Origin of the sequence: Streptomyces sp. NPDC090445, from assembly GCF_044769385.1 — a bacterium.
Taxonomy (GTDB): domain Bacteria; phylum Actinomycetota; class Actinomycetes; order Streptomycetales; family Streptomycetaceae; genus Streptomyces.
In genome coordinates, this window is sequence record NZ_JBIVXV010000012.1 from 161455 (window position 1) to 187303 (window position 25849).

At 73.7% G+C, this 25849-nt stretch carries 18 protein-coding genes and 1 pseudogene; 12 read left to right on the top strand and 7 right to left on the bottom strand.

Translation table 11 applies throughout. The annotated features are described in order from the left end of the window. Positions 1-61 precede the first annotated feature (61 nt). The 7 genes from ACIQUT_RS23275 (at position 62) to ACIQUT_RS23305 (ending at position 9589) form a co-directional block, all read left to right on the top strand. On the top strand, positions 62-619 hold the full coding sequence (locus tag ACIQUT_RS23275; RefSeq protein ID WP_403565269.1) for a DoxX family membrane protein: 558 nt from the start codon (positions 62-64) through the stop codon (positions 617-619). Positions 620-920: 301 nt separating this feature from the next. Continuing rightward, positions 921-2243: a phenylacetate--CoA ligase family protein gene (locus tag ACIQUT_RS23280; RefSeq protein ID WP_403565270.1), complete on the top strand. Its 1323-nt coding sequence runs from the start codon at positions 921-923 to the stop codon at positions 2241-2243. After that, positions 2240-3661 carry an MFS transporter gene (locus ACIQUT_RS23285; protein WP_403565272.1) on the top strand — a complete coding sequence of 474 codons (1422 nt, stop codon included), beginning with the start codon at positions 2240-2242 and terminating at the stop codon, positions 3659-3661. Before ACIQUT_RS23280 ends, ACIQUT_RS23285 begins: the two co-directional genes overlap by 4 nt. Further along, complete coding sequence (locus tag ACIQUT_RS23290; protein ID WP_403565274.1) at positions 3658-4863, top strand: GNAT family N-acetyltransferase; 1206 nt, start codon at positions 3658-3660, stop codon at positions 4861-4863. The genes ACIQUT_RS23285 and ACIQUT_RS23290 overlap by 4 nt, the downstream gene beginning before the upstream one ends. Beyond that, a complete protein-coding gene (locus ACIQUT_RS23295; protein ID WP_403565276.1) occupies positions 4860-6029 on the top strand; it encodes an acyl-protein synthase in 1170 nt (389 codons plus the stop codon). The genes ACIQUT_RS23290 and ACIQUT_RS23295 overlap by 4 nt, the downstream gene beginning before the upstream one ends. Before the next feature lie 2 nt (positions 6030-6031). Further along, positions 6032-8641, top strand: coding sequence for an acyl-CoA reductase (locus ACIQUT_RS23300; RefSeq protein ID WP_403565277.1), 2610 nt, complete (start codon positions 6032-6034; stop codon positions 8639-8641). A 177-nt stretch (positions 8642-8818) separates the two neighbouring features. Beyond that, on the top strand, positions 8819-9589 hold the full coding sequence (locus ACIQUT_RS23305) for a hypothetical protein (RefSeq protein WP_403565279.1): 771 nt from the start codon (positions 8819-8821) through the stop codon (positions 9587-9589). A gap of 26 nt (positions 9590-9615) precedes the next feature. Here the strand turns inward: ACIQUT_RS23305 and ACIQUT_RS23310 are convergent, their stop codons facing one another. Then, positions 9616-10278, bottom strand: a complete 663-nt coding sequence (locus tag ACIQUT_RS23310; RefSeq protein ID WP_403565281.1) for a MerR family transcriptional regulator — start codon at positions 10276-10278, stop codon at positions 9616-9618. 129 nt (positions 10279-10407) lie between these two features. Here ACIQUT_RS23310 and ACIQUT_RS23315 point away from each other — a divergent pair, with 129 nt between their 5' ends. Continuing rightward, on the top strand, positions 10408-11853 hold the full coding sequence (locus tag ACIQUT_RS23315; protein WP_403565283.1) for a DUF3533 domain-containing protein: 1446 nt from the start codon (positions 10408-10410) through the stop codon (positions 11851-11853). Positions 11854-11919: 66 nt separating this feature from the next. Here the strand turns inward: ACIQUT_RS23315 and ACIQUT_RS23320 are convergent, their stop codons facing one another. The 3 genes and pseudogenes from ACIQUT_RS23320 to ACIQUT_RS23330 all read right to left on the bottom strand — a co-directional run bounded on the left by ACIQUT_RS23320 (position 11920) and on the right by ACIQUT_RS23330 (position 13715). Further along, entirely contained in the window at positions 11920-12441 is a 522-nt protein-coding gene (locus ACIQUT_RS23320; RefSeq protein WP_403565284.1) for a SixA phosphatase family protein, read from the bottom strand. A 262-nt stretch (positions 12442-12703) separates the two neighbouring features. After that, positions 12704-12988 (bottom strand): annotated as a pseudogene (locus ACIQUT_RS23325) (ATP/GTP-binding protein); the annotation flags it as partial. Between the two features lie 10 nt (positions 12989-12998). Then, positions 12999-13715, bottom strand: a complete 717-nt coding sequence (locus ACIQUT_RS23330) for a hypothetical protein (RefSeq protein ID WP_403565286.1) — start codon at positions 13713-13715, stop codon at positions 12999-13001. A gap of 489 nt (positions 13716-14204) precedes the next feature. Here ACIQUT_RS23330 and ACIQUT_RS23335 point away from each other — a divergent pair, with 489 nt between their 5' ends. The 3 genes from ACIQUT_RS23335 (at position 14205) to ACIQUT_RS23345 (ending at position 19871) form a co-directional block, all read left to right on the top strand. Continuing rightward, on the top strand, positions 14205-15572 hold the full coding sequence (locus ACIQUT_RS23335) for a cytochrome P450 (protein WP_403565288.1): 1368 nt from the start codon (positions 14205-14207) through the stop codon (positions 15570-15572). 107 nt (positions 15573-15679) lie between these two features. Continuing rightward, complete coding sequence (locus ACIQUT_RS23340; protein ID WP_403565289.1) at positions 15680-17575, top strand: peroxidase family protein; 1896 nt, start codon at positions 15680-15682, stop codon at positions 17573-17575. A gap of 229 nt (positions 17576-17804) precedes the next feature. Next, positions 17805-19871, top strand: coding sequence for a SpoIIE family protein phosphatase (locus ACIQUT_RS23345; protein WP_403565290.1), 2067 nt, complete (start codon positions 17805-17807; stop codon positions 19869-19871). A gap of 54 nt (positions 19872-19925) precedes the next feature. On the opposite strand, the gene ACIQUT_RS23350 is transcribed toward ACIQUT_RS23345, so the two are convergent. Further along, a complete protein-coding gene (locus ACIQUT_RS23350) occupies positions 19926-20978 on the bottom strand; it encodes a lytic polysaccharide monooxygenase auxiliary activity family 9 protein (protein WP_403565292.1) in 1053 nt (350 codons plus the stop codon). Positions 20979-21178: 200 nt separating this feature from the next. Next, positions 21179-21904 carry a TetR/AcrR family transcriptional regulator gene (locus ACIQUT_RS23355; RefSeq protein ID WP_403565293.1) on the bottom strand — a complete coding sequence of 242 codons (726 nt, stop codon included), beginning with the start codon at positions 21902-21904 and terminating at the stop codon, positions 21179-21181. Positions 21905-22026: 122 nt separating this feature from the next. On the opposite strand from ACIQUT_RS23355, the gene ACIQUT_RS23360 reads away from it, so the two are divergent. After that, positions 22027-23433 (top strand): FAD-dependent monooxygenase, encoded by a 1407-nt coding sequence (locus tag ACIQUT_RS23360; RefSeq protein WP_403565294.1) that lies wholly within the window; start codon positions 22027-22029, stop codon positions 23431-23433. 6 nt (positions 23434-23439) lie between these two features. Here the strand turns inward: ACIQUT_RS23360 and ACIQUT_RS23365 are convergent, their stop codons facing one another. Further along, positions 23440-25830, bottom strand: coding sequence for an ATP-binding cassette domain-containing protein (locus ACIQUT_RS23365; RefSeq protein WP_403565296.1), 2391 nt, complete (start codon positions 25828-25830; stop codon positions 23440-23442). Positions 25831-25849 lie beyond the last annotated feature (19 nt).

The window sequence follows — 25849 nt, forward strand, 5'->3', positions numbered from 1 at the left end:
CGGGGGCCCGGGGGAACGGACCGATCCTGCGGGGAATGCCCCTCGTCCGAAAGGCCTCCCCATGCCGCTGACCCGTCGCAAGGACCTCGGACTGCTCGCCCTGCGCCTCGGAGCGGGCGGGGTGCTGATCGCGCACGGCACGCAGAAGCTGTTCGGCTGGTTCGGCGGAGGCGGTCTCGACGGCACCGCCCGGGCCATGGAGCACATGGGCTTCATCCCCGGGCGCCCGAGCGCGATGGCGGCCGGGCTCGGCGAGGCGGGCGGCGGCGCGCTCCTCGCCCTGGGGCTCGCGACCCCGGCGGCGGGCGCCGCCGCGGCGGGTGCCATGGCCGGGGCCGTTTCGGTGCACGCGCCGGCGGGGTTCTTCGCGCAGGGCGGCGGCTTCGAGTACCCGGCGTTCCTCGGCTTCGTCGCCGCCGCGCTCGGGGTCTCGGGGCCGGGGTGCTTCTCGGCCGACCACTTGACCCGGCACAGGCTGGACCGGCCTGCGGTCCTGCTGGCGGCCTTCACGCTGAGCGCGGCCGCCGCCACGGTGGTGGTCAGGCGGCGCATCGCGGCGATGGAGGCCGCGGAGGCGTCCGCCGGCCGGCAGAACGGGCGCCCCGACAACGGCGCTTGAGTCCGGAGGCGGGCGGGGCGGCGGGGGGGCTGACCTGCGCCGGGAGTGTCGACCAAAGGCCCGCGACGCGAAATCTCACGGATTCAGGTCGCCTCGGCCGGAAATATTTGGCCAGTTTGGCAGTTACCGGAATGATGTTCCATCATCGTGACTGCACGTCAGTTACCGGCGTGCATCGAGGAGGCGGGGGCGCGGGGGTTCCCCCGCACCCACCATCGGCCGATGCGCAGGGGGGCTCGTGGCCCCGCCGCGCCCTGAGGTGGGCTCCCGCCCCTGTTCCCGTTCACCTAGGCAAAGGCCCATGTCCGCCCAGCAGCTCTCGGACCTCATACGTTTCGCCCGCCACAACTCGCCCTTCTATCGGGACCTCTACGCGTCCCTGCCGCCGGACGCCGACCGCCTCACCGACCTGCCGGTCGTGGACCAGCAGGAGTTCTGGGCGGCCAACACCCTGCACGACAACCGGGTTCTGACCGGCCCGCTCAGCGAGGCCACGGTCTACAAGACCGGCGGCACCACCGGCTCCCCCAAGTTCTCGGTCTACACCCGCGACGAATGGCGCACGTTCGTCGGCGCCTTCGGCCAGGGGCTCGTGGACACGGGCCTGCGCCCGGGGCACCGCGTCGCCGACCTCTTCTACGCCGGGGAGCTGTACGCCAGCTTCCTGTTCATCCTGGACTCCCTCGCCCACGCGCCCGTGGACAACGTCCGCCTGCCCATCGGCGGCGCCGCCCCGCTGGAGTCGACGGTCCCCACGCTGCGCGACCTCGCCGCCCAGGTGCTGGCCGGCACGCCGACCACCCTGTGCCGGCTGGCCGAGCACGTCGTCGCCGCCGGTGTCCGGCTCGACTCGGTGGAGCTGCTGCTCTTCGGCGGCGAGGCCCTGTTCGACGACCAGCGGCGGCTGCTGGCCACCGCGTTCCCCCGTGCCGAGGCCCGCTCCGTCGGATACGCGAGCGTGGACGCGGGCCTGCTCGGCCGCCCGGTGCCCGGCCCCGACGCGCGCGTGCACCGGGCCTTCACCCCGCACTCGGTCGTCGAGATCCTCGACGACACCACCGGTGAGCCCATCACCGAACCGGGGCGGCCCGGCCGGGTCGTCGTCACCAGCCTGTTCCGGCGCCTGATGCCGGTCATCCGCTATCCGGCGGGCGACCGGGCCGAGTGGACGGGCACCGGGGAGGGCCACTTCCGGATCCTCGGCCGCGCCGAGGAGGGCGTACGGGTCGGCCCCGTCTCCCTCTACACGCAGGACGCCCAGCAGGCGGTGGCCGCGGCGGACACCGCCGGGCGCGTCGTCGGCATGCAGCTCGTCGTACGCCGCTGGGAGGGCCGCGACGGGCTCGTGCTCCGGCTGGCGACCGCGCCCGGGGACGCCGGCCGCGGTGACGGCGGACCGGGCGAGCCGGGCGGGCCGGGCGGGCCAGGTGGACCGGGCGGGCTGGAGGCGCTGGCCGACGCCGTCGTCACGGAGCTGGAGACCGTGCGGCCGCTGTACCCGGACAGTGTGCGCGCCGGATTCGTGCACCCGCTGTCCGTGGAGTGGGCCCGCCACCGGGACCTCGCCGTGAACCCGCGCTCGGGCAAGCTCGTCCGCGTCCTGGACGAGAGGCCGACCGCATGACCGCCACGCACGTGACCGACACGGAGGCCGGGTCCGGCGCGCGGCGGCTGCCGCTGGTGCTGCGCAACCGCGCCTTCGGGGCCGTATGGCTGGGCCAGGTCCTGACCCAGGGGGCCGTGCGCATGTTCCAGGTCGGCGTGTCCTGGTGGCTCGTCGCCTACGCCGTCCAGGACGCCGGCGGGCTGGCCTCCGGGCTGTTCATGGCCGTCTGCACCCTGCCCGCCGTGGCCCTGGCGCCCGTCGTGGCCCGCGCCGTCGGCCGGTTCGCGCACCGCTCGGTGCTGCGGACCGCCGCCGCCGCGGCCGGAGCCGCCGCGGCCGCCCTCGCCCTGTGGGCGCAGGGCAGCGGCCTGCCGGTGGCCGCCGTGTACGCCGCCGCCCTCGCCCTGGCCACCTGCCAGGCCTTCTTCGACCCGTGCCTGACCACGTCGGTGCCCGAGCTCGTCGACGACGCCGACATCGAGACCGCCACCGGCTTCGAGCTGTCCACCCAGTCCCTGGCCGGGCTGGGCGGGGCCCTGCTCGGTGCCCTGGCCGTCGACCGGGCCGGGGTGGCCGGGCTGGCCGCCGGCTGCGCCGCCGCCTACCTGGGCGCCGCCCTGCTGGTCGCGACCGCGCGGTTCCGCACCGCCGCGGCGCACGCCGCGGACCCCGGGCCGGCGCCCGGGCCGGCACCCGCCGACGGCGGCGCCGCGACCGACGGGCCGGCCGCGGTGCCCGGGCAGCGCCGTACCCTGCGCGGCATCCTCGGCGAACTGCCCTTCGTACGAAGCATCCTGATCTGCTTCACCGCGGCGAACCTCTTCACCGCCGCCGTGTTCGTCATCATCCCCCTCTACACCCGCTCCGTCTTCCAGGGCGGCGGGGGCACCGTCGCGCTGCTGGAGGCCTCCCTCGGCACCGGCGCGCTCATCGGCGCCTTCACCGGCACCCGGGTCCCGGGCCGGCCCGCCGTCGCCGGCGCGTACTGCCTGGGCCTGATGGCGGTCGCCCTGGCCCTGCCCGGCCTGGCCCCGCTGCGTCCGGTGTTCGCGGGCTGCCTGGTCGTCGCCGGCTGGTGCGCCGGGGCCGTCAGCGTCCGCTTCGTCGCCCTGTTCCAGCGGCTGGTGCCCGCCGCCGACAAGCCCGGCTTCTTCGCCGTGATGCAGGCCGTGCTCGGCGCGTCCCTGCCGGTGGCCTCGCTGGTGTTCGGCTCGGCCGGCGACCACCTCTCGCCGCAGACGCTGTGCCTGGTGCAGGGCATCGGCCTGCTGCCCGCCGCCTGCGCCCTGGCCCTGCTCGGCCGGCGCCACCCCGAACCCGCCGGGGCGGAGGCAGAAGCGAGCGCGGAGACGGAAGCGAGCCCGGAGACGGAAGCGAGCGCGGAGGCGGATGCCGTCGGCGCCGCGGCCGCCCGGCCGGCGGGAGGCCCGCGGTGAACCCCGTCATCACCCCGGCCACCTGCGCGGACATCGCCGAACTGCGCCAGCTCTACTACGCCGTCTACGGACCCCACTACCCGGTCGCCCTCGGCACCGACCCCGCCGAGATGGCCCGGCTCATCGCCGACCCGCACTCCCTGTGGCTCGTCGGCCGCTGCCCCGGCACCGGGGCGCTGACCGCCTCGGCCGCCATCCACGGCGAGGCCGGCAGCCGCATCGGCCGCCTGGAGGGCATCGCCGTGCACCCCGAGCACCGCTCGGGCGGCCTGGCCGCCGCCCTGACCGAGGCGCTGTGCGCCGGGATGCTGGACTCGGGGCGGCTGGACTCCGTGTACGCCACCGTCCGTACGGTCAGTGCCGGCCCGCAGCGCGTCGTCGCCCGCAACGGCTTCCGCCCGCTGGGCATCCTGCCCAACGCGGTGGATCTCAGCAGCCGCGAAAGCCTCGCTCTCTACGCGCGTCACTCGGCGGGGGTGCTCGACCGCCGGATGCCCGTCGCCGAAGTGCCCGCCCCGCTGCTGCCGTTGCTGCGGACCGCCGAGAGCGTGCTGGGCATCGGCTACCCGGGGGTCCGGGCCGCCGCGGCCCCGACCGCGGCCCCGGGCACCGCGGCCCCGGGCACCGGGGCGACGGCAACCGGGGTGACGGCAACCGGGGCGGCTCCGGCGGCGGAGGCCGCCACCCGGCTGGAGGTGATCGAGGCTCCGGCGTTCGTCCGGCGCCGGTTCCGCGACCACTTCCCCGGCGCCGAGGGCTGGTTCTACCCGCTGCACACGCCGAACGTGCTGCTCACCCCTGAGGACGGCCGGTTCGAGGTGTACGCCTACCTCAACCGCGCCGGGGGCTACTGCTCCCTGCTCACCGCCCACCCCGACCCGGCCGCGGCGGCCGCCCACCTCGAACCCGTCACCCGGGCCCTGGCCCGCGCCGGCGCGGGATACGTCGAGGCCCTGGTGCCGCTCGCGCACCAGGAGGCCCTCGCGGCCTTCCTGGCCCAGGGGTTCGTCGCCGGCGCCCTCTACCCGGCGATGCGGGCGGACGGCGACGGCTTCCACGACTACGTCGTGCTGTCCCGCTCCACCGAGCGGATCGATTTCCGCGGAGTCGCCGTCGAACCGCCCCTCCAGCCCTACCTGGACTGCTACGTGTCGGCCTGGGCGTCGACCCATCTGCCCACATCACCCGAGGTTGCCCCGTGAACCCCCATCTCGCCCCGGTCGGCGTGCCCGACCCCGCCCTCCTGCCGCACGTGCAGCAGCTGTGCGACCTGACCGACCCGTACGCGTACGGGCCCGCGGAGGACGAGCTGTTCGCCGCCGCCATGGCGGAGATCAACGCCTGGCACACCGAACGGTCCCCGTTCTTCCGCTCGTTGTACGCGTCCGCGCCCGCGGCGGAGGGCGGCGAGCCGTACCGGACGCCGCTGGTCCACGCGAACTTCTTCAAGCGGCACGAGGTGCTGTCCATCCCCCGCGAGGACGTCGAGCTGCACCTGACCTCCTCCGGCACCACCGGCCAGAAGTCGCAGATGTTCTTCGACCGGTGGACGATCCGCTCCGCCCAGCGCATGGTCGCCCGCATCTTCGAGCGGAACGGCTGGATCACCCCCGAGCAGGAGGTCAACTACCTGCTGTACAGCTACGAGCCGGCCCCGTCGCTGAACCTCGGGACCGCCTTCACCGACAACTACCTCTGCGACTTCGCCCCGGCGCGCAGCGTCGAGTACGCCCTGCGCAACACGGGCGGCGGCACGGGCGGCGACCACGAGTTCGACCCCTTCGGCTGCATCGCCGCGCTGCGCCGCTTCGAGCAGGACGACGCACCGGTCCGCATCCTCGGCTTCCCCGCCTTCCTGTGGTTCACCCTGGAGCGGATGCGGGCCATGGGCGTGCCGCCGCTGCGGCTGCCCGAGGGCTCCCTCGTCGTCCTCGGCGGCGGCTGGAAGGGGCATGCCGACCGGCAGATCGGCAAGGAGGAGCTGTACGCCCGGGTCACCGAGCAGCTCGGCATACCCGGCGAGCGGATCCGGGACACCTTCGGCTCGGTCGAGCACTGCATCCCGTACATCGAGTGCGAGCGGCACCGGCTGCACGCGCCCGTCTGGTCGCGGGTGACGATCCGCTCCACCCGCACCCTGGAGCCGCTGCCGTACGGGGAGCGGGGCTACCTGCACCTGGTGTCGCCGTACATCACGTCCGTGCCCGCGCAGAGCGTGGTCATGGGCGACCTGGCCTCCCTCCGGCCGGGGGACGCCTGCGGTTGCGGGCTCCGGACCCCCTGGTTCACCGTCCACGGCCGGGCCGGGGTGAGCCGCAACCGGAGCTGCGCGGTGGCCGCCGCGGAACTGATGAAGGGAATGGCGTGACCGTGACGACGACCACCGGCGAGAACACGAGCGTGACCGAGACCGTGAACGAGACCGAGACCGTGACCGCGTACGAGAACGGCGGCGGGCCGACCCCCGCCGCACCGCACTTCTGGCAGGGCTCCTTCATCGGCGACGAGGAGGCCGGGCGCCGGCTCGCCGGGCTCCCGGCCGCGGTCGAGGCCGCGCTGGGCACCGCACTGGAGACGGGGACCGTCCTGGCCGCCTGCGACGCCCTGGCCTCGGCCCTGCTCGACCCGGAGCACCCCGTGCACGCCCGGCTGGCGGCGCACCTGCCCGAGGACGAGGACCCGGCGGCGCTCCTGGCCGAGCTCGGCCACCACCTCGGCCGCCGGGAGCTGACCCGCAAGCTGCGCCGGGAGCTGGGCAGCGCCGCGCCCGGCCGGCTGAACCGGCCCGATGCGCGCGAGGCGGTGTACGAGGCGTGGGCGCCGGTCGGCATGGTCGCGCACATCGCCCCGGGCAACGCGGCCACCGTCGCCCCGCTCAGCATCGTGGAGGGCCTGCTCGCCGGCAACGTCAACGTCCTCAAGACCAGCAGCGCCGACACCCTCTTCACCCAGGCCCTGATGGCCGAGCTGGCCGCCCTCGACCCCAGCGGGGCGCTGGCCGCGCGGATCGTCGTCCTGCGCTTCGGCTCCTCCCGGCAGGAGTGGCTGCGCCTGATGTGCGCGCCCGCGGACGCCGTCGCCGTCTGGGGCGGGGAGGCCGCCGTCGAGGGGGTGGCCGCCCATGTGCCGCCCGGCTGCCGGCTGGTGGAGTGGGGGCACCGGATCTCCTTCGCCTACCTGACCGCCGACGCCTGGTCGGACCCGGACACGCTCGGCGCGCTCGCCGAGGACGTGTGCCGGCACGAGCAGCAGGCCTGCTCCAGCCCGCAGGTCGTCTACCTGGACACCGAGGACGAGGCCGAGGTCTTCGCGTTCGCGGAGCGCTTCGCCGGCGTCCTCGCGGCCCGGTCCGCGGCAAACCCCCCGCCCGGCGTCGCGGACGCCGACCGGGACCCGGCCGAGGAGGCCGAGCTGACCACCACGGAGCTGGTGGCCCGGCTGGAGGAACACCTCGGCCTGACCCGGGTGTTCGCCGCGGCCGACGGCTCGTGGCGGGTCATGGCCGACACCCGGTCCCCGCTGGCGGCGTCCCCGCTGCACCGCAGCGTGTGGGTCAAGCCGCTGCCGCGCAAGCGGATGATCGCGACCCTGCGGCCGATGCGCCGCTACCTGCAGACCGCGGGCATCGCCGGCAGCCGGACCGACACGGCCGAGCTGTCGCGCACCGCCCTCGCCGCCGGCGTCACCCGGGTCACGCCCGTCGGCGCGATGCTGGAGAGCTACGCGGGCGAGCCGCACGACGGGGTGTACGCGCTGCAGCGCTACAGCCGGCGCGTCGCGGTGCAGGCCGACCCGGCCCGGTTCGCGACCGCCGCCTGCCTGGACGACCTGGCCCGGCCCGCCGTCCTGCCGGCGCCCGCCGGCCCGCTGCTCGGCAAGGAGGAGGTGCAGGAGCGCAACGGCCGGGTGGGCCGAGCCGACGCGGAGCTGTACTTCCACAGCGGCGGCAGCACCGGCGCCCCGGCACTGTCGCTGTTCAGCTACGACGACTACGACACGCAGATGCACGCCGCGGCCCGCGGCCTGCTCGCCGCCGGCTACGACCCGGTCGGGGACCGTACCGCCAACCTCTTCTACTGCGGCGGCATGTACGGCAGCTTCATCAGCTTCTTCTCCATCCTGGAACGGCTCGGCGGGGTCCAGCTCCCGCTGGCCGCCGGGCCCGACCACCGCGCGACGGCGCAGGCGCTGATCGACCACGGGGCGAACACCCTCTTCGGCATGCCGTCGTACCTGTGGCAGCTGCTGCACGCGGAGGCGGACGCGCTGCGCGCCTACGGGGGCCTGCGCAAGGTGTTCTACGGCGGCGAGCACTTCACGCCGGAGCAGCAGCGCACGCTGAAGGACGAGTTCGGCATCGAGGCGGTCCGCTCCCTCACCTACGGCAGCACCGACCTGGGCCCGCTGGGCTACCAGTGCACCGAGAGCTCGGGCGGCGTGCACCACCTCCACGCCGACCTGCACACGATGGAGATCCTCGACCCGGACGCGGACCGGCCGGTCGCGCCGGGCGAGACGGGCCGGCTGGTGTTCACCACGCACGCCCGGCGCGGCCAGCAGCTGGGCCGGTACGTCATCGGCGACCTGGGGCGGGCCGTGCCCGGCCGCTGCCCGTGCGGCAGCCACGCCCCGCGCTTCGAACTGCAGGGCCGCACCGGCGACGTGATGCGGGTGGCTACGTACTCCCTCAACCACCGCCGCTTCGTGTCCCTGGCGGAGGAGCAGGGCGGCCACCGCGGCGAGCTGCAGATCCTGCTCGGCAACGGGGAGGCCCGGGAGCGGCTGACGGTGCGCGTGGAGCGGACCGCCGGGACGGACCCGGAGCGGCTGCGCGAGGTCTTCCTGGCCGGCTACCCGGAGCTCCGCTCGGCGGTGTCGGAGCGGCTGCTGGACCTGGCGGTCGAGCCGGTCGACGGCGCGTCGCTGGACCGCAGCCCCACCAGCGGCAAACTCCGCTCCGTGGTGGACACCCGCCGCTAGGCTCACGTTGCCTGACCTCTGTGGAGAACAACGGGTTGTGATCCAGACCACCGCGACGCGAAGGTGGAGGCCGGCGAGGTAGCTCCAGGGCGTTCAGCTGCCCGCGCTGTGGCACCTCCTGCAGCGCGGGCGGCCAGGACGCCGCCGAATGGCGCACCCCGAAGGACGGAGAGGCAGATGACTGGCGGGACGGGACAGGCGGATCCGGAGCCGGCCGCCTGGCCGGGCTATCGCTCGGCGCCGCCCCGCTTCGGCGGTCCCGGGCAGCGCCTCGTCTTCCCCGCACCCGTCCCCGCCGGGCTGCGAGCGCTCGGGGACGAGGTCCGGGCCGCGCCGTGGCCCGTCCGGCCGGCGTTCCGCTCCTCACGGGTCGCGCTGCTCGACACACTGTGCCGGTGGCAGACCCTGCGCGTGCTGGCGTACCTGCGGGTGCTGGCCGCCGGAGCCCGGTCGGCGGCACCGTCACTCCTCCGCGACCTCGCGACGCCACCCGACCAGGGAACCGCCGCCGATCCGGACACGGCTGCGCTGCTGGCCAGACTGGAACAGGCAGCCCTGGAGCTACCGCCGGCACTGCTGGACGCGGTCGTGTGCGATGCCGGCGGGCTGCTCGCGGACAACCGGTTCGCGGCGTCTGTCCTGGCCGCCGGCCTGACTGCGGACTCGCGCCCCGCGGACACGGACGAGGCGGTCTCCCGTGCGGTGGTACTGACCAGCTACTGGTACGAGCTGCCCGCCCAGCGGGGCGGCTTGGCGCTCGCCTGGAGCACCACCGTGTTCGCCCGCTCCTGGCTGTGGTGGTCGGCGAACTTCACTTACGGGGATCCCGCCGGCGGCATCGGCATCACCAGCGACCCGCGTCCACCCCGGCCCGCTGCGAGCGCTCTTCCCGACTGGGCACAACCCCTGCTCGCCCAGGCCGAACGGGCCGAACGGGCCGACCGCTGACGACACGTCCGCGCACGCAGGCAAGGTCAGCCGGCGTCGGGGCCGTCGGCCGTGATGCGGCGGCGGACCTGGTCCTCCTGGGCCAGGCGCCGCAGCAGTTCGAGGACGGGGGCGGAGAGGGCGAAGACGACGACCGCCTGCTCCGCCAGCGCCGCCGACTCCCGGAAGGCGGCGGCGCGGCGCAGGTCGAGGCGGGCGATGGAGTCGGCCAGCTCGGCGTAGGGGAGGAGGCCGTCGGGCCGGTAGCCGGCGTCGAGCCGCCGGAGCTGCTTGAGCGCGGTGGTGAGCCCCCGGACGTGCGGGGAGGCGGCGGGGACCTGCCAGTCCATGGCCGCGATCAGCTTCTCGACGTCCGCTTCGGCGGCCGCCTCGGCCTCGGCCTCCTGGCCGGAGTCCCCGGCCGGGGCCTCGGCGACCGGTACGGGCAGGGCGTAGCTGATCGCGCCGAGGGCGGCGTCGGTGGTGTCGGCGCGGTCGACCGCGGCGAGCACCTCGCGGGTGGCGGCGATCGACAGCCCGCCCAGGCTGGTGAGCGCCTTGATCAGGCGGAGCCGGTGGACGTGCTCCTCCCCGTACTCGGCCAGGGTGGCGGCCGTGGCCCGGCCGGCGGGCAGCAGCCCTTCCCGGCGGAAGTACTTGATGCTGGCGACCGGCACGCCTGTGCTGCGGCTGAGCTCCGAGATCCTCATGGGCTACCTCGCTGTGGTGCGGCCGGGCTTCCGCCGCCGTCGATTGGACACTCCAAGAAGATACTGCCACTATCTAGTACTGGATACCTTGAATATCCAACTACTCCATGTAATCACCCTGGAGCCGCCATGTCTTCGCCCCAGTCGTCCGCCCCGTCGTCCCCTGCCCCCTCCGAGCCCTCCTCCGTCCTGCGCAGCCCGCGGCTGTGGCTCGGCACGGGCGCGATCCTCGCGGTGGTCTCGACGCTGTTCGCGCTGCTGTACGTCGGCGGCAACGTCAACCCCAAGGGCAACCTGCGCGACCTGCCCGTCGCGCTGGTCAACAGCGACCGGGGCGCCGACTCGGGCGGCAAGCACGTCAACTTCGGCGAGCAGGTCGTCACGGGGATCCAGAAGTCCGCGTCGGCCGGCAAGAGCATCTCCTGGCAGGTGCTCAGCCGCGAGGAGGCCGACAAGCGGCTCGGCCAGGGCAAGCTCTACGGCGCGCTCGTCGTGCCGGAGGACTTCACCACGTCGGTGTCGGCCCTGACCGCACCCCCCGCCCAGACACAGGCACAGGGGCAGGCACAGGGGCAGGCACAGGGGCAGGCCAAGCCCCAGGGTCAGGTGCAGGCCCAGCCGCAGGGCCAGGGGCAGGCCCAGCCGCAGCCGGTCCGCCCGAAGCTGACGGTGCTGACCAACCAGTCGGCCGGCAGCTTCGGCTCCTCCATGGCCTCCCAGGCGTCGCAGCAGGCCGCCCACGCCGCCTCCGCGCAGCTCGGCAAGGAGCTCCTCTCCCGCGTGTCCGCGCAGAGCGCGGCCGCCGCCCAGCTCCCCCCGTCCGCCAAGCTGATGCTGGCCGACCCCGCCGCCGTGGAGGTCGCCGACGGCCACCCGGTCGGCGCGCGCAGCGCGATGGGCCTGAGCGCGTTCTACTACGCCCTGGTGCTGCTGGTGTGCGGCATGCTCGGCGCCAACGTGATCAACTCCCAGGTCGACAACGCGCTCGGCTACCTGCACACCGACTACGGCCCGATCCGCCGCCGCACCCCGGTCCGGCACACGAGCCGCGTGCGCACCCTGGCCATCAGCGCGGTCCTCATGCTGGGACTCTCGGTCGTCATGGGCTCGCTGGTCGAGGCCACCACCGTGGGCCTGCTGGACATGGACGCCTCCCACCTGGGCCTGCTGTGGCTGTACTCGGTGGCCACCATCGCGGTCGTCGGCATCAGCGGCCTCGCCCTGCTGGCCGCCTTCGGCACGCCGGGCATGCTGGTCTCCACCATCGTCTTCATCGCGATGGCCGTTCCGTCCTCCGGTGCGACCGTGCCGCTGGAGGCGCTGCCCGGGGTCTTCCGTACGCTCGCCGAGTTCGAGCCGCTGCGGCAGCTCACCGGCGGTCTGCGCTCCATCCTCTACTACGGCGCGCAGGCGGATGCGGGCCTCACCCGGGCCTGGGCCGCGATGGGGATCGCGCTCGCCGTCTCCCTGGTCTTCGGCTTCGGCACCACCCGCCTCTACGACCGCAGGGGCCTGCACCGCATCCCGCAGCCCGCGCGGTCCGCGGACGCCGCCCCGGCCCCCGCGGCCGCCTGACCGGACGACCGGCTGTATGTCGGGCCGCGCCCTTCCCCAGGGCGCGGCCCGACGCGCGTTCACGGCTCAGCCGCGGGGCGTCCAGAGCTCGACCAGGCGGGCCGCCTTCCATGCCAGGCTCCCCCAGCTGCCGTTCACGGTCAGCACGGCGACGGCGCACGTGGGGAAGGACTCCCCGAGACGGGCCACCAGCGGCTCCGGCCCGTCACCGCAGAGCCCCACGGCGAGCTCGTGCACGGCCGGGTTGTGGCCGACGACCAGCAGCCCGGTCAGCTCGTCGGCCTGTTCCCCGAGTACGCCGAGCAGTTCCTCGGCGTCGGCCCCGTACAGCCTGTCGTCGAAGACGGTGGGCGGCGGGTCGGCGAGCGCGGGGAGCATGAGCTGCCACGTCTGCCGGGTCCGCCGCGCGGGCGAGCACAGCGCCAGGCCCACCGCGAACCCGGATTCGGCGAGCCGGTGCCCCATTCTCGGGGCGTCGGTCCGTCCCCGGTCCGCGAGTTCGCGTTCAAAGTCCTCGACGTCCGCGGTCTCTCTGGGCACCGCCTTCGCATGGCGGACCACCACGATCCGGCGCTCGATGTCCGGCACCGTCCACACCTCCCAAGCCCGGCCCGCCGGTCACCCGCGCGGCCCCCGTTCCGGGCGCTGCTCGTCTTCGGCGGTCCGGGTCCGGAACCGCCCCCCTGCGCCTTCCCCGGCCGGCACCGCCGCAAGCGCGGCCGAACGGGGGACCCGGACGCCGTCCTGAACCCGACCCCGAACGCGCGGCGCCGGGCATGCGGTCGGACGCCCGGGTCCCGACGGACCGGACCGGGCGTCCGACGCGGATGCGGTGGCTGGGGCGGGCCGGCTACCAGCCGCCGGTGCCGATCTCGGTGCGGTCCTCCAGGCCCTTGCCGTTGCCCGCGTAGAGGTAGAGCTTCCCGGTCTGACGCGGATCCGCATCGACCGCGGCGAGGTCCGGGCGGCCGTCGCCGCTGAAGTCGGCACCCGCGTAATCCGAGATGCCGTTCCAGCCGCCCGAACCGATCTCCACGCGGTCGCCCAGCATGTTGAGGCCGTCCCGGCCCGTGTTCGGGTAGAGGTACAGCTTGCCGCTCTCCACATGGACCGCGACCAGGTCCTTGCGGCCGCCCCTGTTGAAGTCACCCCCGACAGCTCCGCCATCCCCGGGTCGAGGGGGACGTCGTCGACGACGGACTTGTTGCGGACGGGGAGGTAGGTGCCGTGTCCGGAGAAGTAGGGGTAGGGATCTTGCGGTGGTGCACACCGCTCGGCGTGAACTCGAAGCCGATGTAGCTGGTGCGGCTGTCGTCGGCCCACTTCTCGAACAGGACCACGTGCCGGTTGGCCGGGGAGCCGTTGTTCAGCAGGGCGTCGCCGGGCTTCAGCTCGTTCTTGGATATGCGCTCGGTCACGCCGCGCGGGCCGAAGGTGTCCGTGGTGAGCGAGGCCCCGAGCTTCCACGCCATGGAGACGCAGCCGGAGCAGTCCATGCGGTGGCCCTGGTAGTAGTCCGTCCAGCTGTACTTGAGGCCCTTGCCGACCCAGTTCTTGGCCCGGCGGATGGTTTCGGTGCGGCTGATCTTCGGTGCGAGCACGCTCGGCTTCGGCGCGAGGCCGCTGGGCCCCCGTGCCTCCACGGGGGTGACCTCGCCTGGCCGCCGCCGCCCGTGTCCGCCGGGGCCCCCGCGGCCTCGGCGGTGACGGGAGCGGTGACGGGAGCGGGGGCGACCTGCGCGGGGGGGCGCGGCGGTCGCGGCGGTCGCGGCCGGGATGCTCGCGGCCAGGGCGCCGCCGGTGAGCGCGCACACCGGCGCGGTGGCGATGGCCGTCTTGCGGACTGGCACGTTGTTCGACAAAGCACTCTCCTGGGTGAAGTGGTCCGGGCACGCCCGATGAGCGGCGATGCCCGGCGAACAGGCCTGTGTCCAGCGGGATTTCGGCCCGCCGGGCACCGCCGGCTCGCTGCCACACCCTCTCGATCACCACAGGTGCTTCACATCCTGCTGAGGTGTCGTTCGAATCTGCCTCGATCGATGATGGTCCGTCATCCCCGCGCAGGAGCAGGCAAGGAGAGCGGGGACGGTCTGTACGGCGAAGCGCGTACTGCTCTCGATGCAGCGTTTTCTCGCCAGTCCCCCGCGTCACGGCCACGGACCGTGCCGAAGGCGTGGTGCCGCCCCCGGACCGGGCGACCCGGTTGGGCCCGTTTGCCTCAGGCGGGGTATGCAGAATCGATTAGCTGCATGGCGTTCGGAAGGACGGGGCCGCCCGTCGCTTACCGTGACCGGGCACCGCTCCACAGCCGCCCCCGGCCAACGTCAGACCCCCTGGAAGGTGATCGAGGCATGAGCCAGTCCACCCGGGCCGCCGGCCGCGGACTCGACGCCGCCGGCGGCACCGCCGCGCCGGCCGTCGCCGGGGCCGCCCAGAACATCCGCTTCCTCGCCACCCACACCCTGCCCGCCTTCGTTCGCGGGTTCGTCAACGCCCGCCCCACCGTCATCAAGATCTATGCCGCCGTCGGCCAGCCCGCCTGGTCCGCGGCCACCCTGCGCGCGCTGCGCGCCCGCCACGGCGGGGCGCCCGTACTGCTCAAGGGCATGTCCGGGCCCATGCTGGTCCTCCTCGACGAGCCCGAACTCCGCCGGTTCTACGCCGAACCCGTCCGTACGCTGGCCATGGACTCCCCCGACAAGACCGCCGGCCTGTCGATCCTGGAGCCCACCGGGGTCATCTGCTCGCACGGCGAACTCCGCGAACAGCGCCGTACGATCAACGACGAGGCCGTGGCCGCCGCCGAGCCGGTCCACCCCTGCGGCCGGGAGTACCTCGCCGTGGTCGCGGACGAGGCCCGGCGGCTCACCTCCCGCAGCGTCCTCGACACGCCGACGCTCGAACGCGCGCTGCAGCGGGCGGCCCGCCGCATCGTCCTGGGCGACGCGGCCGCCGACGACCGGCAGCTCACCCAGTGGCTGTTCTCGCTGCGCAACGAGGGCAACTGGATGGGCAAGCGCAAGAAGCAGGCCCAGGCGGCGCGGAAGCTGTACGCCCAGGCCAACGCGCGGATCGCGGCGTACGCGGCCGAGGCGCCCGCGCACACCCTGGCCGCACGGGCCCTCACCCACCCGGACCCGGACGGCACCCTCGACCCGATCGGCCAGACCCACCACTGGTTCCTCGCCCTGGACGGGCTCGCGCCGGTCGCCGCCCGCACCCTGCTGCTCATCGCCACCCACCCGGCCGAGCAGGACGCCGTCCTCGCCGAGGTGTCCACGGCCGGCGGTCCGCTCCTGCCCCGGCTGCAGGCCTGCGTCCGGGAGTCGCTGCGGCTGTTCCCGCTGGTCCCGGACCTGGTACGGGTCACCCGGGCCGAGACCACCTGGCGCGGCGTGTCCTACCCGGCGGGCACGTCGGTGCTGGTGCCCGCCCTGTTCCACAACCGCGACGCGTACCGGGTCTCCGCGCCCGACGCGTTCGTGCCCGGCCGCTGGCTGGCCCCGGGCGCGACCGGGATCCTGCAGTTCGCGCCGTTCAGCCACGGCGGCGGCCGCTGCCCCGGCGAGAACCTGGGCCTGCTGGTCACCACCGCCCTGTGCGCCGAGCTGCTGCGCACCAACCGCCTCACCGGGGCCCGGCCCGCACTGCCGTCCTCGGGGCCGCTGCCGCTGATCGTGGACACCGCCGGCATCCGCCTCGGCCTCGTACCCCGCTGACCTCCGCCGACCTCCGCCGACCTCCCCCGACGCCACCCGCTCGCTCCTTCCCGCTCTTCGATCGCCGAGCCGGAGACCGCCGGCCCGGCCGAGACCACGAGGCCCCGATGACCGACACCGCCCGCACCGCCCGCACCGCCGCCCCCGCACGCCCCGAGACACCGCCGCAGCCCAGCAGTTGGGTGACCGCGCCCTACGGGCCCGCCGGACTGCTGGAGCGCCTCGGCTCGGCCGCCTTCGCCGGGATCAACAGCCGCTGGGAATGGCACGAGCTCCCGCTGCCGCTGGCCCTGCTGAACCTGCGGACCCTCCGCGAGGACCTGCGCCGCAAGAACCTGTACGACACCTTCGGCGCGGGCGGCGAACGCCCCCGCCGGGCCACCGACCACCTGCAGCCCTACCGGTCGTACGACGGCTCCGGCTGCGACCCGTACGACGAGGACATGGGGCGGGTCGGCACCCGGCTCGACCGCAACGCGCCGCTGGAGATGGCCTACCCGGAGACGGACGCGGAGCTGATGACGCCCAGCCCGCGGGAGATCAGCCGTCAGCTGCTGGCCCGCCGCTCCTTCGTGCCGGCCACCACGCTGAACCTGCTCGCCGCGGCCTGGATCCAGTTCCAGATGCACGGCTGGGCCAACCACGGCGACAACACGTCCGTGGAACCCTTCACCGTGCCCCTGGCCCAGGACGACGACTGGGAGGCGCAGGGCGGCACGTGCCCCATGCGGATCAACCGGACCCAGCCCGACCCGGTCGCCCACGCCACGCCCGACGCCCCGCCCACGTACGAGAACACGGTCACCCACTGGTGGGACGGCTCCCAGCTCTACGGCAGCGACGAGGAGCGCTGCCGCTCGCTGCGCACCGGCGAGCACGGCAAGCTCACCCTCGGCGAGGACGGGCGGCTGCCCGCCGACCCCCGCCCGGGCCGGGACTGCCTGGACTGGACCGGGATGAACAGCGACTACTGGGCGGGCCTGTCGGTGCTGCACCACCTGTTCACCAAGGAACACAACGCGATCTGCGACATGGTCCGCTCCTACCACCCCACCTGGGACGACGAGCGGATCTTCCAGACCGCGAGGCTGGTCAACAGCGCCCTCATCGCGAAGATCCACACGGTGGAGTGGACGCCCGGCATCCTCGACACGCCCGCGCTGCACTTCGCGATGAACACCAACTGGTACGGCATGCTGCCCCGCTGGGTGAGCAAGCGGTTCGGCCGGATCGGCTCGGGCGAGATGCTCAGCGGCATCCTCGGCTCGCCCACCGACCACCACGCCGCCCCGTACTCGATGACGGAGGAGTTCGTCTCCGCGTACCGGCTGCACCCGCTCATCCCCGACGAGCTCGCGATCCACGACCACCTCGGCGGCCGGCTGCGCCGCACCATCGGCTTCGACGAGATGCAGGGCCGCACCACGCGGAAGGCCGTCGACGAGTTCGGGATGAGCGACCTCCTCTACACCTTCGGCACCTCCCACCCCGGCGCCCTCGTCCTGCACAACCATCCCGACGCGCTGCGCAACCTGGTCCGGCTGTCCGGCGAGCACATCGACCTCGGCACCGTCGACATCCTGCGCGACCGCGAGCGCGGCATCCCCCGCTACAACGCCTACCGGCAGATGCTGCGCAAGCGCCCGGTGGCGTCCTTCGAGGAGCTGACGGGCGGGCACCCGGACGACACACCGCTGATCAGGGACCTCTACGAGGGCCGGCTCGACCGGGTCGACACCCTCGTCGGCAATCTGGTGGAGCCGCGGCCCGAGGGCTTCGGCTTCAGCGACTCGCTCTTCCGGATCTTCATCCTGATGGCCAGTCGGCGGCTCAAGAGCGACCGCTTCTTCACCACCGACTACCGGCCGGAGGTGTACACCGCCGAGGGCCTGGAGTGGATCGACCGGAACAGCATGGTCAGCGTGCTGCTGCGGCACCACCCCGAACTGGCCCCCTCCCTGGACGGCGTCGCCAACGCCTTCGGCCCCTGGAAGACCGTCTGAGGCACCCTCCCGCCCGGCCCGCAGGCACCCCTCCCCTCCCGGCCTGCAGGCACCCTCCCTCCCGGCTTGCGCAGCCACCGCGGCCGGCATCGCACGCGGCCCGTCGGTCACCGTACGCGGCCCGGCGGCCACCGTGCGTACGGGCGCCCGGTGGGCCGTGCGGGGCGGGCGGGGGGACCATGGGGGGTGTGGAGGATCGTCGTCCGGATCCGGTCCGGGTGGGTGGACCATGCGTGAGCAGACCTCGATAGAGGAGCTGATCAGCGGCGCCGCGCAGGACGCCGGCGGCTGGCTGGGCGCCCTGCCGGTGGCCCAGGTGGCCACGGGCTCCGACGGCCGGATCGTCCGCTGGAACCACGCCGCCCAGGAACTCCTGGGGTACCCGCCGCCCGAGGTGCTGGGGCGGCACATCGCCGACCTGCTGCACCCGGGCGCCGACCGCAGCCTGGGGCGGGCCCTGTGGGAGACGGCCGCCACGGGGCGCGGGGTGATGGGCACGGTGACCGCCTGGCACCGCGAGGGGCATCCGCTGGAGCTGGAGATCTGGGCGTGCCCGGTCCCCGACCGGAAGGGCTCGACGTCGGCGGTGCTGGTGTTCGCCGCCGACGCCCACGCGGCGCGCCGCGTCCGCGGGTCGTCGGCGGTGTGGGAGGGGCTGTTCGCCCGGTCGCCGGTGGGAATCGGCGTCCTCGACACCCAGTTGCGCTTCCTGAGCGTCAATCCGGCCCTGGAGCGGATGAACGGCCTGCCGGAGTCCTCCCACATCGGGCGGCGGCTCGCCGAGGTGCTGCCCGAGGTGAACGCCGCCGAGATGGAAGAGGCGATGCGGGAGGTCCTGGACACCGGGGAGCCGCTCCTGGACCGGCGGCGCAAGGGGCGTACACCGGCGGACCCGAGCCACGACCGGGTGTGGTCGTGCTCCTACGTCCGTGTCGAGGACCCGATGGACCGGCCGATCGGCGTGATCGCCACACTGGTGGACGTCACCGAGCAGCACCGCGACCACACCGCCGCCGAGGTGGGCCGGCGCCGGCTCGCCCTGCTCAGCGAGGCCAGCGTACGGATGGGGGCCAGCCTGGAGCTGGAGCGGACCGCGCAGGAGCTCGCCGACCTCGCCGTGCCGCACCTCGCCGACGTGGTGACCGTCGACGTCCTGGAGAGCCTGGCCCGCGGAGGCGAGCCGGGCCTGGGCCTGACGGCGGGTGCGGAGCTGCGGCGCCTGGGCAAGTCCCCGCTGGCCGGCCGGGCCCTCGGCGATGTCGTCGCCCCGATCGGGAGGACCCTCGTGTTCCCGTCCGGCGCCCCGTACACGCAGGCCCTGAGCGTCCGCCAGCCGTACGTCCTCGCCCGCTTCGACCAGCGGGCCGTCGCCCTCGCCGCCCGCCGCACCGACAGGCCGGCGCAGCTGCTCAAGGCGGGGGTGCACTCGTTCATGATGGTCCCCCTCGTCGCCCGCGACCTGGTCCTGGGGGTGGCCACCCTGTACCGGATGCGGCCCATCGGCCCGTTCGGGTCCGACGACGTCGTCCTCGCCGGCGAGCTCGCCGCCCGCGCCGCCATCAGCATCGACAACGCCCGCCTCTACCAGCACGAGCACGAGACCGCGGTGCTGCTGCAGCGCAGCATGCTCCCGCAGCACATCACCGCGCCGACCGGTATCGAGGTGGCCCACCGCTACCTGCCGGCCAGCGACATCAACGAGGTGGGCGGGGACTGGTACGACGTCCTCCAGCTCCCCGACGGCAGGGCCGCCCTGCTGATCGGCGACGTCATGGGGCACGGCATGCCCGCGGCCGCGGTGATGGGCCGGCTGTCCGCCAGCGTCCGGGCGCTGGGGCGCCTCGACCTGCCGCCGACGGACATGCTGCACCAGCTGGAGGCGGCCCTCGCCGACCTCGCGGAGCCGATGCTCGCCACCTTCCTCTATGTCACCTGCGACCCGCGCACCGGCGATTGCACCGTCACCCGCGCCGGACACCCCCCGCCCGTGGCGGTCCAGCCGGACGGCCGCACCTGGGTCGTCAGCACGCCGCCCGGCGTCCCGCTGGGCGTCGGCGGGATCGACTTCACGACCACCCGCCTGCCGCTGCAGCCGGGCTCCCTGCTGGTCCTCTACACGGACGGGCTCATCGAAGCCCGGGGCACCGACATCGACGACCGGCTCGGGGAGCTCACCCGGCTGCTCGCCGAACCCAACCGCCCCCTGGACCACCTGTGCGACACCCTCGTCACGGGCCTGGTCCCCGCGTCCGCGGACGACGACATCGCCATCCTCATCGCCCGCATCGGCGTCTGACCGGCGGCGACCGGCGGCCCCGGGGGAGCGGCCGCGGTCGCGCCCGGCCCGGGCCTAGACGAAGTCGACGTCGCAGACGCTGACGAAGAACTCGCCCTTGGAGCCGGGGCCGGCGTCACCGCCGCCCCAGATGTTGACGATGGCGTGCCGTCCCTGGCGGAGCGGCAAGGCCTCGGTGGTGTACTGCAACTCCCGGTCGGCGTGCGTGCCGCTGCCGTGGTACTCGACCATGAACGGCACCGGCTCCAGCGCCTCCCACGAGATGCCCTGCGCCGGGTCCCAGCCCTCCTTGGTGATGAACCACTGGTGCGTCCACTTCGGGCCCAGGTGGTTCTGCTCGTAGCGGTAGGTGAAGGTGTGCGCCGCCACGTCGGACTTCATCGTGGTGGCCGGCCAGTCGCCGAACCCGTTCGCGCTGGGCAGGTCCAGTCCCCTGAAGTCCGGGTTCGCGGCCGACGCCACGTCCGCGCCGCGGAAGAACTTGCGGTACTCCAGGTAGCCGCGGGCCTCGTTCCACGGCGGGTTCGCGGCCGTGTCGGGCGGGACGACCTCCTGCCAGGTGGTGGAGCTGTTCAGCCGGCGCGCTTCCTGGCAGATCGGCGCGTTGTCGCCGTCGCGGATGGCGCGGATCGCCCGGCTGACCGGGAACTGCTGGCTCCCGTGCCGTGCGTCGACGCGCTGCTGCTCGTCCGCCGCTCTCGCGGGGACGGGCACGCTGTAGGGCCGGGAGTTGGACGTGTCCACACTGATCTCGTCTGTGAACCGCCCCCAGCTGCCGTCGGCGTTCCGGGCGCGGATCCTCACCCGGTACTCCCGGGCCGGGGTCTCCCCCAGGCACACCCAGTGCCGGTTCGCCGACTGCCAGTGCGGGTACCAGGCGGCCCAGTACAGGTCCACCGTCTGTGCCACCCGGCCGTTCAGCCAGACCTCGTAGTGGTGGGGATAGTCCGGGCGGCCGCCGTTCCAGTCGGACGGCTCGGCGGTGCCCTGGTCGGGGGAGTTCTCGCCGATCTTCCAGGTGAGGGAGATGCCCTCCAGCTTGACGTCGCCGTCGTCGCGGTGGGTCGCCATCGCGCGCAGGCCTTCGGGGTGGGGCTGCTGCACCACACGGACTCCTCGGTTCGCGGCAGAGGGGAAGCAGGGGGCCTGCCTCCCCGCCGGACCGGCCGGACCGGCCCGACCCTGCATGCATACCCTCCGTGACGATCGACTACACAGGGTGAATGAATGCTTTTCGGGGCGGCCCCCGACAGGGGGCGTCGGCCCGGCCGGCCGGGCAGCAGGGCGAGCCGCGGCCGCGGCCGCGGTCACCGTGCGCGGGTGTCGCGCCGGTCGATGAGTGCGGCCAGGCCGTCGAGGATGCGCTGCAGGCCGAACTCCCACGCCTGGTCCTGCCCGTTGGACTCGACCGCGGACGCCAGGGCTGCCGTGAGCGCGGGAAAGCGGTCGCCGTGCGCCTGCATCAGCTCGCCCAGGATGGCGCCCAACTGCGCTTCGGCGTCACCCGCGGGGCCCGCGGCCCGGGCCTGCCGGGTGAGGGCCCGGATGTGACCGGCCAGCAGGGCGGCGGCGTCCATCCGCTCGGCTCCGCTCAGCCCCGTGCCGTCGAGCGCGGCGACGGCCCGCTCCAGCCAGGACAGCTCCGCGGGCCCCATGACCCGCGGCCCGACGGTGGCCTCCAGGACCCAGGGGTGCCGGGCGAAGCCCTCGGCGAGTCGGCGGGCCCATTCCTCCAGCTGCCCGCGCCAGCCGCCGGACGCCCCCTCCGGCACGGGGCAGGGGCCGATCGCGGCATCGGCCATCAGCGCGACCAGTTCGGCCTTGCCCGGCACGTACCGGTACAGCGCCATCTTGGTCACGCCGAGGTGCGCGGCGACCCGCTGCATGGACACGTCGGCGAGGCCGTCCGCGTCGGCGATCTCGATACCGGCCCGCGCGATGCGCTCCAGGTCGAGCGTCGGCCTGGGGCCCCGCGCGCGCTTGGGGTGCGGACCCCACAGCAGCCGCACCAACTCGGCGTGCCGACCATCCATTCCCGCCGCTCCTCTCCTGCGTCCTGCGCTTGCCGAACCAACTGCGTCTACGGTACACAGTAATTATCCGTGTCCGTGGGACACAGTTTCAGTTTTCAGTTTCAGAGCGGAGAAGACCGACCGTGAAGAAGACCCGGAACAAGACCGTCCTCGTCTCCGGCGCGAGCATCGCCGGCCCGGCCCTCGCCTACTGGCTGGGACGCCACGGCTTCGAACCCACCGTCGTCGAACTGGCTCCGGCCCTGCGCCCGGGCGGTCAGGCCGTCGACTTCCGCGGCGCGGCACACCTGACCGTGCTGGAACGGATGGGCCTGCTGTCCGAGTTGCGCCGCATCCAGACCGGCGGCAGCCCGATGCGCTTCGTCGACGAGCACGGCCGAACGCTGCTGCACCTGCCCGCCGCGTTCGCGGGCGGCGAGCTGGAGGTGCTCCGCGGAGTCCTGGCCCGTGTGCTGTACGAGCACAGCCTCCCCCACACCGAGTACGTCTTCGGCGACTCGGCCACCCGCCTCACCGAGTCGGCCTCCGGCGTGCGGGTCGACTTCCGCAGCGGCACCTCGCGCGAGTTCGACCTGGTCATCGGGGCGGACGGACTGCACTCCAACGTCCGGCGCCTCGCCTTCGGGCCGGAGGAGGACTACGTGCGCCACCTCGGCTATTACGCCGCCACGTGGCAGTTGCCCATGCCCGGCCACCTGGAAGTGGCGAAGGGCTCGGTCGGGTACAACGTGCCCGGGCGGCTCGCCTCCGTCGGCGCCGACCACCGGGACCCGGCGCGGGCAAGGGCCTTCTTCGTCTTCGCCGCGCCCGAGCTGTCGTACGACCGCCACGACACCGCGCAGCAGAAGCGGCTGATCGAGAACGCGTTCTCCGGTCTCGGCTGGGAGGTGCCCCGACTGCTCGACTCACTGCGCCAGGCCCCCGACCTGTACTTCGACTCGATCAGCCGGGCGGACGTCAGCACGTGGTCCGCGGGGCGGGTGTGCCTCCTCGGCGACGCGGCCTGCGGGGCCACCATCGGCGGCATGGGCACGGGAACCGCGGTGGTCGCCGCGTACGTGCTGGCCGGTGAGCTCGCGCGGGCCCGGGACGACCACCGGGCGGCCTTCACCCGGTACGAGACCAGGCTCCGGGCGTACGCCGAGGGCTGCCAGGCCGGCGGCGACCGCACCGGCAAGTTCCTCGCCCCCGGCACCGCGACCGGCATACGGCTGCGCAACACGCTGCTGTCCCGCCCCCTGCTCATGAGCTGGATGCTGAAGACGGGTGAGCGCGTCAGCAGCACGGTGGACCTGCCGGACCATCCCGCCGAGCCGGGCCACGTCAGCCGGGCCGGCCGACTTCAGTGCCCTCCAGCGCCGGTTCGGCTCGGAGCCGTGGGGGAGCAGCTCCGAGCCGACGGCCTCGGGCCGGCCGACACCCGGCCCGAGGCGGACATCGCCCGGGACATCGTCACCGCCGGCCCGTCGGCCGGCCCGTCGGCCGACCCGGGCGACAGCGAGGGGCCGGTGTCGAGCGGTCGGTTCTGAGCCCGGTCAGGGCTTCACGTACGCCGCCAGGTGCTCGCCCGTGAGGGTGGAGCGGGTGGCGACCAGATCGGCAGGGGTGCCCTGGTAGACGATCCGGCCTCCGTCGTGGCCTGCGCCGGGACCGAGGTCGATGATCCAGTCGGCGTGTGCCATGACCGCCTGGTGGTGCTCGATGACGATGACCGACTTTCCGGAGTCCACCAGCCGGTCGAGCAGGCCGAGGAGTTGCTCGACGTCGGCGAGGTGCAGGCCGGTGGTCGGCTCGTCGAGGACGTAGACACCGCCCTTGTCGGCCATGTGCGTCGCCAGCTTGAGCCGCTGCCGCTCGCCGCCCGACAGGGTGGTGAGCGGCTGGCCGATGGTGAGGTAGCCGAGCCCGACGTCGGTGAGCCGCTGCAGGATCCGGTGCGCGGCCGGGGTGTGGGCTTCGCCGGCGGCGAAGAACTCCTCGGCGTCGGTCACCGGCATCGCGAGCACCTCGCTGATGTCGCGGCCGCCGAGGCGGTACTCCAGTACCGCAGGCTGGAACCGCTTCCCGTCGCAGTCCTCGCAGGTGGTGGAGACTCCGGCCATCATCGCCAGGTCGGTGTAGATGACGCCGGCGCCGTTGCAGGTGGGGCAGGCGCCCTCGGAGTTGGCGCTGAACAGCGCCGGCTTCACCCCGTTGGCCTTGGCGAAGGCCTTGCGGATCGGGTCGAGGAGCCCGGTGTACGTGGCCGGGTTGCTGCGCCGGGAGCCGCGGATCGGGCTCTGGTCGACGGAGACCACGCCCTCGTCGGCCGGGATGGACCCGTGGACGAGGGAGCTCTTGCCGGAGCCGGCGACGCCGGTGATGACGGTGAGGACCCCGAGCGGGATGTCCACGTCGACGTCGCGCAGGTTGTTCGCCGTGGCGCCGCGGATCTCCAGCGTGCCGGTGGGCTCGCGGACCGCGTCCTTGAGGGCGGCCCGGTCGTCGAGGTGGCGTCCGGTGACGGTGCCGCTGCCCCGCAGCGCCTCGACGGTGCCCTCGAAGCAGACGGTGCCGCCCTCGGTGCCGGCGCCGGGGCCGAGGTCCACGACGTGGTCGGCGATCGCGATCGCCTCCGGCTTGTGCTCGACGACGAGCACCGTGTTGCCCTTGTCCCGCAGGCGCAGCAGCAGGTCGTTCATGCGCTGGATGTCGTGGGGGTGCAGGCCGATGGTGGGCTCGTCGAAGACGTACGTGACGTCGGTGAGGGAGGAGCCGAGGTGGCGGATCATCTTCACGCGCTGGGCCTCGCCGCCCGACAGCGTGCCCGACGGCCGGTTGAGGGAGAGGTAGCCCAGGCCGATCTCCGTGAACGAGTCGAGGGTGTGCTGCAGCGCGGTGAGCAGCGGGGCGACGGAGGGCTCCGCCATGCCGCGGACCCACTCGGCCAGGTCCCGGATCTCCATCGCGCAGGCGTCGGCGATGCTGATCTCGCCGATCTTCGACGAGCGGGCTCCCTCGCTGAGCCGGGTGCCGTCGCATTCGGGGCAGGTGGTGAAGGTGACCGCCCGTTCCACGAAGGCGCGGATGTGCGGCTGCATCGCCTCCTTGTCCTTCGACAGGAACGACTTGTGGATCTTGGGGATGAGTCCTTCGTAGGTGAGGTTGACGCCGTTGACCTTCACCTTGGTCGGCTCGCGGTAGAGGAAGTCCTGCATCTCCTTCTTCGTGAACCGGCGGATCGGCTTGTTCGGGTCGAGGAAGCCGGATTCGGCGTAGATCCCGACGGTCCACACGTTGTCCGACTTCCAGCCGGGGATGGTGAACGCGCCCTCGGCGATCGACTTGGAGTCGTCGTACAGCTGGGTGAGGTCGATGTCGGAGACCGTGCCGCGCCCCTCGCAGCGCGTGCACATGCCGCCGGTGCGCTCGTAGGTCGCCTTCACGGTCTTGGTCTTGGCGGCGCCGCGCTCGACGGTGAGCCCGCCGCTCGCCCGGACCGAGGCGGTGTTGAACGAGTACGCGCTGGGCGGGCCGATGTGCGGCTTGCCGAGTCGGCTGAAGAGGATGCGCAGCATCGCGTTGGCGTCGGTGGCGGTGCCGACGGTGGAGCGGGGGTCGCCGCCCATGCGCTGCTGGTCGACGGTGATCGCGGTGGTGAGGCCGTCGAGGACGTCGACCTCGGGCCGGGCCAGGGTGGGCATGAAGCCCTGGACGAAGGCGCTGTAGGTCTCGTTGATCAGCCGCTGCGACTCGGCGGCGATCGTGTCGAAGACCAGCGAACTCTTTCCGGAGCCGGAGACCCCGGTGAAGACCGTGAGCCGGCGCTTCGGGATCTCGATGCTGACGTCCTTGAGGTTGTTCTCGCGGGCGCCGACCACGCGGATCAGGTCGTGGCTGTCGGCGGCGTGCTGCGCGGGCTGCTTCGGGTTCTTGCTCGTGGCCATGCTCTCGGTTGTCTCCATC